The 14,593-nt window shown below is 54.2% G+C and carries 8 protein-coding genes and 1 pseudogene; 8 read left to right on the top strand and 1 reads right to left on the bottom strand.

What is annotated here, in order from left to right; genetic code table 11:
* The first annotated feature begins 357 nt into the window (after window positions 1-357).
* The 8 genes from J4772_RS01470 (at window position 358) to J4772_RS01505 (ending at window position 14,244) form a co-directional block, all read left to right on the top strand.
* Window positions 358-2,145 carry a sensor histidine kinase gene (locus J4772_RS01470; protein ID WP_209073864.1) on the top strand — a complete coding sequence of 596 codons (1,788 nt, stop codon included), beginning with the start codon at window positions 358-360 and terminating at the stop codon, window positions 2,143-2,145.
* Window positions 2,120-3,757 (top strand): response regulator, encoded by a 1,638-nt coding sequence (locus J4772_RS01475; protein ID WP_209073865.1) that lies wholly within the window; start codon window positions 2,120-2,122, stop codon window positions 3,755-3,757. The genes J4772_RS01470 and J4772_RS01475 overlap by 26 nt, the downstream gene beginning before the upstream one ends.
* Before the next feature lie 79 nt (window positions 3,758-3,836).
* Window positions 3,837-5,372 (top strand): ABC transporter substrate-binding protein, encoded by a 1,536-nt coding sequence (locus J4772_RS01480; RefSeq protein ID WP_209073866.1) that lies wholly within the window; start codon window positions 3,837-3,839, stop codon window positions 5,370-5,372.
* A gap of 80 nt (window positions 5,373-5,452) precedes the next feature.
* Entirely contained in the window at window positions 5,453-6,382 is a 930-nt protein-coding gene (locus tag J4772_RS01485) for an ABC transporter permease (RefSeq protein ID WP_209073867.1), read from the top strand.
* A gap of 29 nt (window positions 6,383-6,411) precedes the next feature.
* The gene (locus J4772_RS01490; RefSeq protein ID WP_209073868.1) at window positions 6,412-7,296 is read left to right on the top strand and encodes a carbohydrate ABC transporter permease; all 885 of its coding nucleotides are present in this window, start codon (window positions 6,412-6,414) and stop codon (window positions 7,294-7,296) included.
* A gap of 25 nt (window positions 7,297-7,321) precedes the next feature.
* Window positions 7,322-9,880 (top strand): glycoside hydrolase family 3 N-terminal domain-containing protein, encoded by a 2,559-nt coding sequence (locus J4772_RS01495; RefSeq protein WP_209073869.1) that lies wholly within the window; start codon window positions 7,322-7,324, stop codon window positions 9,878-9,880.
* 30 nt (window positions 9,881-9,910) lie between these two features.
* Complete coding sequence (locus J4772_RS01500; protein ID WP_209073870.1) at window positions 9,911-12,172, top strand: glycoside hydrolase family 3 C-terminal domain-containing protein; 2,262 nt, start codon at window positions 9,911-9,913, stop codon at window positions 12,170-12,172.
* 131 nt (window positions 12,173-12,303) lie between these two features.
* Window positions 12,304-14,244, top strand: a complete 1,941-nt coding sequence (locus tag J4772_RS01505; protein WP_209073871.1) for a beta-N-acetylhexosaminidase — start codon at window positions 12,304-12,306, stop codon at window positions 14,242-14,244.
* Window positions 14,245-14,335: 91 nt separating this feature from the next.
* Here J4772_RS01505 and J4772_RS01510 read toward each other — a convergent pair.
* Window positions 14,336-14,590: pseudogene (locus tag J4772_RS01510) on the bottom strand (transporter); the annotation flags it as partial.
* Window positions 14,591-14,593 lie beyond the last annotated feature (3 nt).

Genomic DNA, 14,593 nt, shown 5'->3' on the forward strand with positions numbered 1-14,593 from the left:
TTATTTTTTGCGAGGATTAGAGCGCCTGCGGTTCAACGAATATCTTTAGTTATCTCCCACTGGTATTCATGGGGAACGGCACTTCGGATAACGGGAAGAATAAAGAAGCAACCGGAACGCCCAGCGCCTTCAGCTTCTCCGCCAGCTCTCTGCCGTGGGTCTCGAATGAACCCGCGTTGCCATCGGTAACGAACTTCGGGGGATACCGCTCGGAAATCAGGTCGTAAAATGCGAGGGTTTTGGTCGGATGAGGAGCGGAAGCGGCTCGGGGCAAGCGTTATGATGAAGCGGGACAGCGCGACGGATGGGCTATAATAATAGGTAATCTCATCATCCGCACGACAGGGGGAACCCATCATGATCAGACGCTTTGCATCGCTCCCTTGGAGCTCGATTCGGGTCAAGCTCGTGCTTGGCCTGTTGAGCATTACGGTTCCGTTAATCGCTCTGCTCTTATACAACAACAATTACAGCGTGCGCGTCATTCATAACCAGGTGGCCATGTCCAACAAGGCGCTGATTTCCATTCATATGAAGCAGCTTGACGATCAGCTCTCCGAGGTGGAGCGACATTTGACGGGCTTGGCTTTTGCGGATTTCAATCTTCTCACAATGGGCGACTGGCAGGCATCGGAGGATCAATATATGATGGCCAAAAGCGGCGTCTCGCGCCTGTTGACCTCCGATCTTATCGTTTACCCGTACATTGACGGCTTCTTTGTTTACTCCCTGCCCAAGCGGGATATGATGGAGGCCTACAAACTGAATATCGGCTATAGCGAGCTGAATGCGCTTAGACAGACTATGTCCGAGCAGATTTTACGGCTTGAGGATCAGCCGCAGCATGCCAACAGCGAGTGGACGGTCATGCGGATCAACGGCGAAAACTACATCGTGCGTCTGCTCCGGAGCGGAGAACTGTACATCGGAGCGTGGGTGAAGTCCCGGACGATGCTCGCTCCGCTAAGCGGCATGCATACGGGAGAGACGGGGGCCGTGCTCCTTGTTGACGGCGCAGGGGAGCGGCTGGGCGGTACCCGGCCGCTGGAGGACGACGGCTTGGATTTTACGCAGGGCTTTCAGGATTATTATTTGTCCGGCAGCCATAACGATTATCTGGTCGTCGGAGAGACGTCTAGGAAGGGCGATTTCAGCCTCGTCTCGGTCAGCCCTGACAAACAAATTCTTGAGAATCTCCCTTATCTGGCGAATGCGGCGAACTTCGTCATTGTGGTAGCGATCGCGATGCTGCTGCTCAGCGTATGGTTTCTGCGCAAGGTGCTGCTGCTGCCGCTGCGCAAGCTGATGGTGGGGATGCGCCTGATCGGAGAAGGCAACTTGAATCACCAGATCGAGGAGTCGCCCGTGCCGGATGAATTCCAGCTCGTCAACCGGACTTTTAATCAGATGATCACCCAGATCGAAGAGCTGAAAATCCATGTGTACGAGGAGCAGCTTAGCAAGCAGCGGGCCGAATTGAAGCATCTTCAGCTTCAAATCAATCCGCATTTTTTCATGAACTCCTTGAACATTTTGTACAATTTGGCGCAAGTTAAGCGGTACGAGTTGATTCAGGAAATGACGATGTGCCTTGTGCACTATTTTCGCTATATGTTTCAAAGCAATCACCCGCTCGTGCAGCTCAAGGACGAGCTGAAGCATATCTCCAATTATTTGCGCATTCAGGAGATGCGGCTGCCGGATCGGCTGCGCTGGGAAATCCAAGTGCCTGATTATCTTCAGATGACGCCGATTCCGCCGTTGATTCTCCAGACGCTCGTCGAAAACACGATTAAGCATGCTGTTCAGGTGGACGGCCCCGTCGTCATGAGCATCGAGGCTACGTTGGATACACTGGCCGACGAGCCGATGGTCTGTCTGTTGATTCGCGATACAGGCAAGGGCTTCACCGACGAAGCGTTGGACGCGATTCGCGACGGCAAGCAGATAACGGACGGGAACGGCGCGCATATCGGGCTGTGGAATACGCGCGAGCGGCTGCGGCTGCAATTCGGAGAGCGGGCATGGATGGAATGCTACAACGACGATCCGCAAGGAGCCGTCGTCGAGCTCATGATTCCGCTGCGACCGGACGCAGAAAGCGAGGAGGGGAACGAGAATGTGTCAATTGTTGATCGTGGATGACGAGAGGATTGCTGTGGAAGGGCTGAAATCGGGCGTGGACTGGTCGGGCATCGGGATTACTCGCTTGTTCGAAGCGTATGATCCGGAGCAGGCCAAAGACATTTTTCGAAATGAGACGATCGATATTCTGCTCTGTGATATTGAAATGCCGCAGGGGACAGGCCTGGAGCTGCTGAAATGGGTCCGGCAGCATTATCCGCGGACGGAAACGATTTTCTTGACCTGCCATGCCGACTTTCAGTACGCCAAGCAGGCGATGCAGCTCGGCAGTCTCGATTACTTGCTGAAGCCAATCCCGTACCCGGAGCTTACGGAAGCCGTGCAAAAGGCGATGTGCAAGCTCGATCAGGACAATCGACTGAACGAGTTCAGCCAGTACGGCAAGTACTGGGTCAAGCACCAACCGTTGATCGTCGAGAAATTCTGGACCGATATTCTGAACCAATCGATTCCGGGCGACGCCGCGGCGGTGAAGAAAGCGGCCGAGGAGCGGAACATTCCTTTCTCGCGCGAGCTGACGTTTGTTCCGGTATTTATCCATATTAGAAGATGGGATAAAGAAATTTCGCTGCGCGACGAGAAGGTGCTGGAATACGCCGTCCGCAAATCGGCGGAGGAGCTGCTGGTGAACGATCAGGAGAACGGGCTGCTCGTATCGCTTGGCGGCGGGTGTCTGCTGGCGCTCGTGAGCGGGGAGTCGGACGTTGCAGCCGAGGATCGGCTGCGCGAAGCCTGCGAGAAATTTGTAGATGCGGGGCGCGATTTCTTCTACGCCGGAGTGTCCTGCTATATCGGAGACAGCGCGCAAGCGCATCAGATGGCGGTTATGTACGCCAGGCTGCGTCGGCTGGACGCGAATAATGTGGCCTACGACCGGGGCGTCTTCTCGCTTCATGATCCACAGGCGTCCGGGATCGGGCATCTGCCGCCGGATATGAGCATGTGGTCGGTTTTATTAAAGGAAGCCAAACGCGCCGAGCTGTCCAAAGCCGTGGAGGAGTACCTGAAGCAGGGGGCGGCCTCCGGTCAGCTGAATTTCGATACGCTGAGCCAGTTCGTTCAGGATTTTCAACAGATGGTGTATTACACGCTTCAGGTGAAAGGCATACAGGCGCACCAGTTATTCGGGGATCGGCGCTCGACGGAGCTGATCGCCGCCTCGATGCGCTCGGCCGCCGATTCGCTCAATTGGCTTAGACATATGGGTGACAAAGCGATCGGAATCATCGCCGACATCGATCAATCTCAGAGCGTCGTGGACAAGGTTAAAGCCTACATTCGCGAAAATTTGGACAAAGACATCTCCCGAGAGGACATCGCCAACTCCGTGTATTTGAACCCGGACTATTTGACGCGAGTTTTCAAGAAAGAGACGGGACTGTCGATTTCCGACTACTTGCTGCATCAGCGTCTGGAGATCGCGGCCGGGCTGCTGGTCAACACGGAGATGTCCGTCGCCTCGATCGCGGGCAAGATCGGCTACGCCAACTTTTCGCATTTCTCGCGCATGTTCAAGAAGGTGATGCAGCTTAATCCGGTCGAGTATCGGAGCAAACACCAAGCCGATCATGCCGCGGACGGAAGTCGGGAAAGTGGCAGGGAGAAGTCGTAAGAAGAGCAGAGCCCGTCGGATGAACCTCGTACAATGAAGACAGCAACAACACAACGATTAACAGCGGGGGGATTAAGAAATGAAAAGAGTCGCGTACGGGTCTTTAATGCTCTTGCTTAGCTTTATGCTGATCTTGTCGGCATGCGGCGGCAGCAACAATAAGGACAACGGCAGTGCGCCAAGCGGCAATAGCACGGAGAGCAGCAAGCCTTCTGGCAATGAAGAAGATGGGCCGATTGAAGAGTTGACCGTTGCGTTTCCTATCGTATCTCCCGATCTCGCGGGATTAGAGCTTGTTGAGCAAGAGATGAACAAAATCACCGAATCCAAGATCAAGGTTCGCGTCAAGTTCATGCCGATCAACGCCGGCGAATGGCTGCAGCGGACAAATCTGATTTTCAGCTCGAATGAAAAATTGGATCTGACCTATGTACATGGCACCATGTACAGCAACATGGTCGCTAAGGGGATGCTCAGTCCGCTTGATGAGCTTATTGGCGAGTACGGCAGCGGAATTACGGCTTCGCTGGAACCGAAATATCTGAACGCTTCGAAAATCGGCGGCAAGACCTACAGCATTCCATCCGTTCGCGATTTGGCAGGCAGCTATGGGTACACCATTCGCAAAGATCTGGTGGAGAAGTACAATATCGACCTAAGCTCGATCAAGACATTGGATGACGTAGCCAACGTCCTGCAATTGATCAAAGAAAAAGAGCCTAACATGGTGCCGATTTCGACTGGCGGAACCCAGTCTTTCCGCGACGTATATAAATTCTACGATGAGCTTGGCGACAATATGGGAGTTCTTCCGCATTACGACAACGACCTGAAGGTTGTTAACTTGTTCGAAACGCAGGAATACGCGGATTTCGTCAAGAGAATCCGCGAGTGGTACAAAGCGGGATATATTCTGAGCGATGCGGCTACGAACAAATTGAGCCTGGTCGAGCTGATGAGTTCGGGTAAAGTCGCCTCGTACATTGGGATGCAGAAGCCAGGCTTCGATGCTCAAGAAACGAAGAGCAACGGAGTAGAGGTCGTATCTGCAGAACTGAATCCTCCGTACAGCACAACTTCGAACATCACGGTGGCGATGTGGGGAATTCCGGTACATTCGAAGCTTCCCGAGAAAGCGATGAAATTCCTGAACCTGATGTATGAAGACGCGGATATCGTGAACCTGTTCACTTGGGGCGTTGAAGGTACGCACTATGAGAAGGTTCAGGACAATATCATCAAGTATCCGGAAGGCAAAGATGCGACCTCCGTGGGCTTCAACAGCTTGCAATGGATGTTCGGCAATCAGTTCAAGGCTTATGTGCTGGAAAACAACGACCCGGAAATTTGGAGCAAAATGAAAGAGTTCAATGAATCGGCGAAGCCTTCCAAAGCGCTTGGTTTCATCTTCGACGGCTCCAACGTGAAGACGGAATACGCGGCAGTCTCCAACGTCATCAATGAATATAAGCTGTCTCTGGAGACAGGCAGCGTCGACCCGGATAAAATTCTTCCTCAATTCAACGCCAAGCTGAAAGCTGCTGGCATCGATAAGATTGTAGCCGAGAAGCAGAAGCAATTGGACGAGTGGGCGAAGGCCAACGGTGTACAGTAAATCTTCATGAAGATAAACGCCCGATCAGTCGCGGATTGGTCGGGCTTATTATTACGCAACTGTTCAGCGGGGGGAACGAGATGAGTACAGCAGTGAAACGAAGAAGAATCAATCTCCGTCGATTTATCCCTCTTTACATCATGACGCTGCCCGGACTTGCTTATTTGTTGATCAACAACTATTTGCCGATGTTCGGCCTCTCCATTGCGTTCAAGGATATCAATTACGCGAAAGGAATTTGGGGTAGCGACTGGGTCGGGTTTAAAAATTTTAATTACTTGTTTGCGACAAGCGACGCGTACATCATTACGCGCAATACGATTCTGTATAACGCAGTGTTCATCCTTCTCGGGCTTAGCTTTGCGATTCTGATCGCCATTTTGCTGAATGAAATCCGCAGCCGGTTTTCGCAGCGTTTCTATCAGAGCGCGATTATATTGCCTCATATGATTTCCATCATTCTTGTCAGTTATCTGGTGTATGCATTGCTGGGCCCGGCAACGGGATTCGTGAACAAGACCATTCTGCCTGCGCTTGGAGTCGAACCGATTTCCTGGTATCTGGAGTCCAAGTACTGGCCTTATATTTTGACGATTGTGCATATTTGGAAAGGCGCCGGGTACTCGTGTATCGTCTTCCTGGCTGCGATTATCGGCATTGACCGGGAGTACTACGAGGCGGCCGCGCTTGACGGCGCATCCAAATGGCAGCAAATTCGTAAAATTACGCTTCCGATGATCACGCCGATCATTACAATGCTCACCTTGCTTGCGATCGGCCGCATCTTCTATTCCGACTTCGGTTTGTTCTATCAGATTCCGATGAACTCCGGCGCGATATACGATACGACCAACGTCATCGACACTTATGTATTCCGCGGACTTATGCAGCTCGGCGATATCGGAATGTCCGCAGCGGCAGGGTTCTACCAATCCATTGTCGGCTTCGTCCTGGTCATTGCTTCGAACTATATCGTCCGTAAAATCGACAGAGACAACGCTCTGTTCTGATAGGTGGTTCTAAAAGGAGGGGAAATCACATGGCAAATCAACACCGCGGCTGGCAGATTGCGTCTCATCTTGTGCTCGGATTATTTTCGCTGGCCTGCATCCTTCCGTTTGTCCTGCTGTTTACGTCCTCTATTACGGATGATAAGGCGATTGTAAGGGACGGCTACTCCTTCTTCCCGTCAGAGTTCAGCTTTGGGGCATACGAATATTTGTGGAAAAACTCGGATACTATTGTCCATGCTTACGGAATTACCATCCTGATTACGATTGTCGGCACGGTAACAAGTCTTGTTATCACGTCTTTGCTGGCTTACCCGTTGTCTCGCAAGGATTTGCCAGGCGGCAAGGTGCTGGCCTTTATCGTATTTTTTACCTTGCTGTTCAACGGCGGTTTGGTGCCGACCTATATGGTCTATACGAAAGTATTCGAGCTTCAAAATACGCTATGGGCGCAATTGATTCCCTGGCTGCTGATGAACGGGTTTAACGTGCTGTTAATGCGCGCTTTCTTTACCAACACGATTCCGACGGCGGTCATTGAATCCGCGAGCATCGATGGGGCGAGTGAATTCAAAATCTATTATCGGATCATTTTGCAGCTGTCGCTGCCGATTCTCGCGACGATCGGCTTGTTCCAGGCGCTTGCTTTCTGGAACGACTGGAACAACGGTCTGATCTTTATCAACGACCCGGATTTGCTGAATCTGCAAAACGTGCTGAATCGCATTATGAGCAACATTGAGTTCTTATCCATGAATAGCAGTATGGGCGGCACCGACGCATTGGCGATGTTGCCTAAAGAAACGTTCCGCATGGCGATTGCGGTCGTAGGAATCGTTCCGATTTTGCTCGCCTATCCCTTTTTCCAGAAATATTTCGTTAAAGGTTTGATGATTGGCGCCGTAAAAGGCTAATGCAGTGAAGAGTGGAGGGACAGCCATGTTGGGCTTGTGGCATACGGTTGTAGCAACACCTTTAATGAAGCTGAAAATCCAATTCAAAGTGACGAAGAAAGCGGGTTACTCGCTGGATATTGCGACAGAACCGCTGGCTATTCCGATTCAGATCGATTCGCTTACTGTGGAAGGCAACCGGCTCCGCGGTCTTGCGAAAGCGTTCTGGAGACCGGGCGAGGATATCGTGGTCGACCTTGCGTACGACGAAGACCGCCTCTACGGAGAGCTGCGGATGCCTGGACTTGGAAGCTTGCCGATCGAGGCGGCTAGGGGCCGAGGGCCCGCTTTATCGGAATCGCTGGCTGAGCAAGTGAAGCCTTACCGGAAGGATGGCGTTGCAAAGCGATCCAACGAGGAAATTCGGGAAGCGGTGGAGACTCTGCTGGATCGGATGTCGCTCGAGGAGAAGATCGGTCAGATGTTCCAGGTTCCCGCATCGAATTTCTCGTTCGGCAATGCGGTGGAGGCGGATCCGCCGGAGAAGCTGATCGCCGAGGGCAGAGCGGGTTCGGTGCTGGGCGCGTTCGATGTCAGTCGGGTATTCGAGCTGCAGAAGATTGCGGTGGAAGAGTCCCCGCATCGTATCCCGTTGTTGTTTAATGCGGATATCATTCACGGAGCGCAGACGATCTTCCCGATTCCGTTGGCCTGGTCTTGCAGCTGGGATATGGATGCCATCAAGGAAGCTTGCGCGATTGCCGCGAAAGAGGCGAGCGCTTCGGGAACGGTGTACAACCATGGACCGATGATCGACGTGAGCAGAGACCCGCGATGGGGGCGGGTGTCCGAAGGAGCGGGCGAAGACCCATACTTGGGCGGGCTGATTGCCAAAGCGCAGGTTGAAGGCTTCCAAGGGGATTCCTTACTGGAACCGGAAACGATCGTGGCTTGTCTGAAGCACTTTATCGGTTATGGCGCAGCGGAAGGCGGGCGCGATTACAATACTGTCGATATTTCGGAAGCAACATTGCGCAATGTGTACTTGCCGCCGTTCCAGGCGGGTTTGCAGGCCGGAGCGGGTTCGGTCATGAATGCGTTCAATATTAATCAAGGCGTGCCGGTGGCGGCGAGCAAAGCGTTGATGAAGGATTTGCTGCGCGACGAGCTTGGCTTCGACGGTATTTTAATTTCGGATTACGGTGCAGTGGACGAAATTGTCGTTCACGGTCTGGTGGAAGACGTGAAGGAAGCTGCGAAGCTGGCGGTCGACGCGACGATGGATATCGAGATGGCGACGCGCTCGTTCGAGCACTTGTCGCAGCTTGTGCGAGAAGGGAAAATCTCGGAGGCGCAGATTAACGATGCGGCTCGCCGCATTTTGACGCTGAAGTATCGGCTTGGGTTGATGGATGATCCGTTCCGCTATGTTCGCCCGGAGAAAGAAACGGAATATCATTTTCACGAGGAGCACTTGAAGGCCAGTCGCGAGCTTGCGCAGAAGTCGATTGTGCTGTTGAAAAATGACGGCGTATTGCCTATGGCGGACTATGGTGACGGCAACGGGAACGGCAATAAGAACGGCAATGGCAGTGGCGGCAAGGTGGCGCTGATTGGCCCGTTCGCGGACAGTCGGGATTTGCTCGGCCCGTGGCAGTTTTCAAGGTTCGGTCATGAAACGGCGACTTTATATGAAGGTTTGCGCGATAAGGGCATTTCGGAAGAGCGGCTGCTGTATTCCAAAGGCTGCGGAGTCAATACGACGATAGAAGGCGGAATTGCCGAGGCGTTGGAGCAGGCCAAGCAGGCAGACGTTGTCCTGCTGGCGCTTGGGGAGAGCAGCGACATGTCCGGGGAAGCGGCTTCGCGGATGAGCATTGAATTGCCGGAAGCGCAGATGCGGCTTGCGGAAGCGGTGGTCGCGCTGGGAAAATCGGTTGTGCTGGTGCTGACGAACGGCCGCCCGCTGGTGCTCGATTGGTTTGAGCGGAACGTGAACGCGATTGTGGAAACGTGGTTCCTTGGCTCTCAGGCCGGACATGCGATTGCCGACGTGCTTGTGGGGGATTACAACCCTTCCGGCAAGCTGACGATGAGCTTCCCTGCGCATACCGGGCAAATTCCGGTGTATTATAACCATTTTCGCACGGGAAGACCGCTTACGGAAGCTAACCGACAGCAGAAATATATCTCGCAATATTTGGACGGCCCGAATGACCCGCTGTACCCTTTCGGGTATGGCCTTAGCTACACCCGGTTCGAGTATTCGGATCTGAAGCTGGATCGCAATCGGCTGGCGGGGGGCGAGGAGCTGCGGGTGTCGGTCACGGTGAGCAATGCGGGATCGGCGAATGGAGAAGAAGTTGTGCAGCTGTATATCCAAGATTGCCATGGCAGCATAGTACGTCCAGTGAAGGAGCTGAAAGGGTTCAGTAAGCTTCGTCTTGCCAAGGGTGAGAGTAAAGAAGTAGAGTTCCGGATTGTTGCCGAGGATTTAACTTTCTGGACGCCGGGAGTCGGATATACAGCGGAGCCGGGTAAGTTCGTCGTTTTTGTCGGCCCCAATAGCAGGGAAGTGCAATCGGCTGAGTTTTCGTTCGGTTGAATATAAACGAAATGAGAGGAGCAATTCGGAATGAACAAAAAACGGGATATTCAAAATTTGATTGCACAAATGACGTTGGAGGAGAAAGCGAGTCTTTGCACAGGGCGCGACGTATGGCATACCCAAGCCGTCGAGAGGCTGGGCATCCCCTCTATGATGGTAACCGACGGACCGCACGGTTTGCGTAAGCAAGTCGAGAATGCCGACCATCTGGGATTGTTCAACAGCGTACCGTCCACCTGCTTTCCATCTGCCGTAGGCATTGCCAGCTCGTGGAATCGGGAGCTGATTGCACAGATGGGGGAGGCGCTCGGCAAGGAATGCCAGGCGGAGAATGTGGGCGTGCTGCTCGGTCCGGGAGCTAATATCAAGAGATCGCCGTTATGCGGCCGCAACTTTGAGTATTTTTCCGAGGATCCGTTTCTCTCTTCTGAAATGGCTACCCACCATATCAAGGGTGTACAAAGCCAGGGCGTAGGGACGTCGCTTAAGCATTTCGCGGCGAACAACCAAGAGTTTCGCCGGATGAGCGCCGACTCTGTCGTGGATGAGCGTACGCTGCGCGAAATTTATTTGGCCAGCTTCGAGGGTGCGGTGAAGAACGCGCAGCCATGGACGGTAATGTGCGCGTACAACAAAGTCAACGGCGAGTATGCGGCGCAAAACGAATGGCTGCTGACGGATGTGCTGAAGAAGGAATGGGGTCATGAAGGCTTCGTCGTGTCGGACTGGGGCGCGGTCGTTGATCGGGTAAAAAGCCTTGCTGCCGGCTTGGAGCTTGAAATGCCGCGCGAAGGCGAAGGCATTAAGCAGATCGTCGAGGCGGTTCGAAGCGGGCAGCTTGCGGAAGAGAAGCTCGACGCAGCCTTGGAGCGGTTGCTCACGATTGTATTCAGAGCCGTCGACCATCACAAGCCTGGCTCGACTTACGATCGGGATGCGCATCATCGGCTTGCCCGCGAGATCGCGGCCGAAAGCATGGTGCTGCTGAAGAATGAGAACGACGTATTGCCGCTTCAACGAGGGGGCAAAATTGCCGTCATCGGCGAGCTGGCGAAAACGCCGCGTTATCAAGGAAGCGGAAGCTCGCAGATCAACCCGACCAAGCTGGACGATATCGTGGAGGAGCTGACTGCATCGGCAGGAGAAGGTGCACAGGTTGTCTATGCGCAAGGCTACGGGCTGAAAACGGATGATAGCAGCACCGAGCTGACCGAAGAAGCGTTGCGTGCGGCGAAGGAAGCGTCTGTCGCGGTCGTGTTCGCCGGATTGCCGAAACGATACGAATCCGAAGGCTATGATCGGAAGCATATGCGCATGCCTGCCAATCAGGTTGCGTTGATTGAAGCGGTTGCGGCTGTGCAGCCGAATCTGATCGTAGTGCTCTGCAACGGCTCTCCGATCGAGATGCCGTGGCTGGACAAAGCTCCGGGCGTACTCGAAGCTTATCTCGGCGGTCAGGCGCTTGGCGGAGCTATTGCCGACCTCCTGTTCGGCGATGCGAACCCTTCCGGTAAGCTGGCGGAAACGTTCCCGATTCAATTGAGCGACAATCCGACTTATCTCGACTACCCGTGCAAAGGCGACCGGGTGGAGTACAAAGAAGGTCTGTTCGTAGGCTATCGTTATTACGACAAGAAACAGCTGCGGCCTCTTTTCCCATTCGGTCACGGTCTCAGCTACACCACCTTCTCCTATTCCAATTTGTCTGTGGATAAGAAAGAGCTTACGGACTTGGATACGTTGAAAGTAACCGTTCAAGTGAAAAACACGGGCGAGCGCGCAGGCAAGGAAGTCGTGCAGCTATATGTCCGCGATGTGGAAAGCAGCGTTCTTCGCCCACTGAAGGAGCTGAAAGGCTTCGATAAGGTTTCAGTGGCGCCGGGAGAGGAGAAAACCGTTTCCTTCACGCTCGACAAGCGCAGCTTTGCTTATTACGAGGTCGAGGAGAAGGATTGGATCGTTGAAACTGGACAGTTTGAGATTTTGATCGGGCGCTCCTCACAGGATATTGCGCTGTCGGAGACAGTGACGATTCGCTCGACGTCTGAGCGCAAGGTTGTATTTGACCGCGACTCGACGTTGGCCGATTTGCTGCAATCGGAGAAAGGCATCGCCTTTACGCACAAGCTTAGCGAGCTGCTTCCGTTCGGCAATGTGGTCGACGAAGAAAGCAAGGCTATGCTGGAAGGGTTCAAAGAGAGCTTCCCGCTGCGCTCGCTGTCTCAGTTCAGCGGCGGCAAATTTGGGGAGAAGGAATTGGCGGAGCTGCTGGCGCATCTGAATAGCTAAATCTTGATCAACTTGACGATATGGGTTGGACCAAAGAGAAGGGGGCTCATTCCCTTTCTCCATTTCATTGGATCGTCTCTTCGATGTCTTTGGTTCAACCTATATCGTTTTTGCCAAGGGGGGGATATGGAATGACTGAGTGTGTGGGCTTGTACCCGAGGCCGCGCAGCTTTAAGCTGCTGGGGGGAGCTTCGGCGGTGTCTCCGAATTTGAAGCTGCGTGCAAGCGGAGCGGAGACGCAGCAACTCATTGCGAATGTAAAAGTCGAGCAACGTTGCCGTAGCGCGATCAAAGGCTGCCACTTAGAAGAAATATCTTCTGCGGAGACTGCAGTCGAGATTGAATTGTTGCCGGATCTGCACCCGCAAGGATATGTTCTGGAATGGAGCGGCGAGGGACTCAAGATCGGCGCCGGCACCGAGGTCGGCCTGCACTATGCATTGATTGCTTTGGAGCAGCTAGCCAAGCAGAAGCGGGCGCAATCGGAGTCGGAGTGGGGGCATTTCCGGATTGAGGATGAGCCGGAGTTTCCGGTTCGGGGTTTCATGCTCGACATCGGCCGCAACAAAATCCCGCAGATGGATACGTTGTACGCGCTGATCGACAGACTGTCCGAGCTGAAGTACAACCATCTTCAGCTTTATATGGAAGGCTTCTGCTTCGATTATGCCAAGTACAAAGACTCTTTTCCCGAAGCTACGCCTCTCACGGCCGCGGAATTCCGGGAGCTGGACGCTTATGCTCGCAGCCGGTACATCGAATTGACGCCTAATCAAAACTGTCTCGGCCATATGGGACCTTGGCTGGTTAAACCGGATTTCCGCGACCTGGCCGAGCATCCGGACGGTATGGAGCCGCCGATTCCGCTCCCGTTTAAGCTGCCGCCGACGACGATGAATCCGGTGGACGACCGCTCCGCCGCATTGGCGAAGGACCTGTTCGACGAATTGCTGCCGAACTTCTCGTCCGAGTACGTCAACCTCAACATGGACGAGCCGTTCGGGCTGGGGACGGGCCGGAGCAAGGAGCGGGCCGACGAGATCGGCGTCGGGGAGCTATACTTCGACTATGCGGAGAAAATGTTCGAGGTCGCTCGCAGCCACGGCAAAAAGGCGATGATGTGGGGCGATGTGCTGGCGCACCACCCCGAGGTGATCCGGCGTGTGCCGTCCGACGTGACCGTGCTTCATTGGAACTACGACGCTCCCGTTCCCTACGAGCCTCATTGCCGCAAGCTTCAGGAGAGCGGGGTCCACTACTATGTATGTCCGGGCACCAGCTCCTGGTCTTCGATTGCCGGGCGGACCGACAATATGCTGGCCAACATCGCCGATGCGGCAAGGAGCGGCCAAGCCTACGGAGCGGAAGGATTGATCGTGGCCGATTGGGGCGACGGCGGACATTGGCAGGTTTCGGCTGTCAGCTATCCCGCTATTGCCTATGCGGCTGGCGTAAGTTGGCAGGTAGAGGCAAATGCGGATCAGATGGCGCTTCTGGAGAAGTATGTCTCATCGCAGATGCTGAAGGACCGCAGCGGCATCGGGGGATGTTTGCTGATGGAGCTGGGCCGATATTGCCATCTGGAACGCAGTACAGTGGAAAATGGAACCTACACCGCTTATCTGCTCGGCCGAGGTCTGTCCGATCGAGCGACTTTGGAGCGGGATACCGCAATCCGTACGGAAGTGCTGAAGCTGATCGGCGGCAGCGGCACGCCGTTTCAAGTCGATTATCGCTACGAGGAGATGGAAATTTGGTTGAGAGAGCGAGAGGAGGAACTGGAGCGTCTTGATCTTCAGGGTCCGGATGCCGATCTGGTGCGGGACGAGCTGCGCAATACTTTGCGGCTGATCGAGCAGGGCGCCGGTCTTCATCGGTACATTTTCCGTCAGGACTTGGAAGGGGCAGCGGCTGAACGCGAATGGCTGGAGCGGCTTCAGAAGCAGCTGGAGACGGCGCTCTCCGAATTTAAGCGGCTATGGCTGGCGCGCAACCGCGAGGGCGGCTTGTCCGCTAGCACGGCGGCGTTCGCCAAGCTTCTTGCGCAGTATGAAGAGGCGTTGCAAGCGTAAACGAGGAGCCCTCGCTCGGGATGAGCGGGGGCTTTTCTTCTGTACACTACGGCTGATCAACGCGCAACGGTCTGTCAGACCGTTAACAGTGCTAAAAACAGGTAAACGATTGAATGTTCCGAAGATCAAAGCCGGAAAACATCCAAAACAATCCGTTCCAACGGAATCCGGAGACGGACGTGCGTCCGACGAATACCGGATAGAACCAGAAGCCCGGCCCGTTGCGAGGCCAAATATAGGTTTGGCGGAACAAGCATCCGGAGATGGCGCCCGGATCTATTGCAAGCGTTGAGGCGAGAGGCTGCTGAGGAATCGTCTGGGGCGGCGGAGCCGTCGGAGGCTGCAAGCC

This window comes from Cohnella sp. LGH (assembly GCF_017671885.1).
GTDB classification, from domain to species: Bacteria; Bacillota; Bacilli; order Paenibacillales; family Paenibacillaceae; genus Cohnella; species Cohnella phaseoli.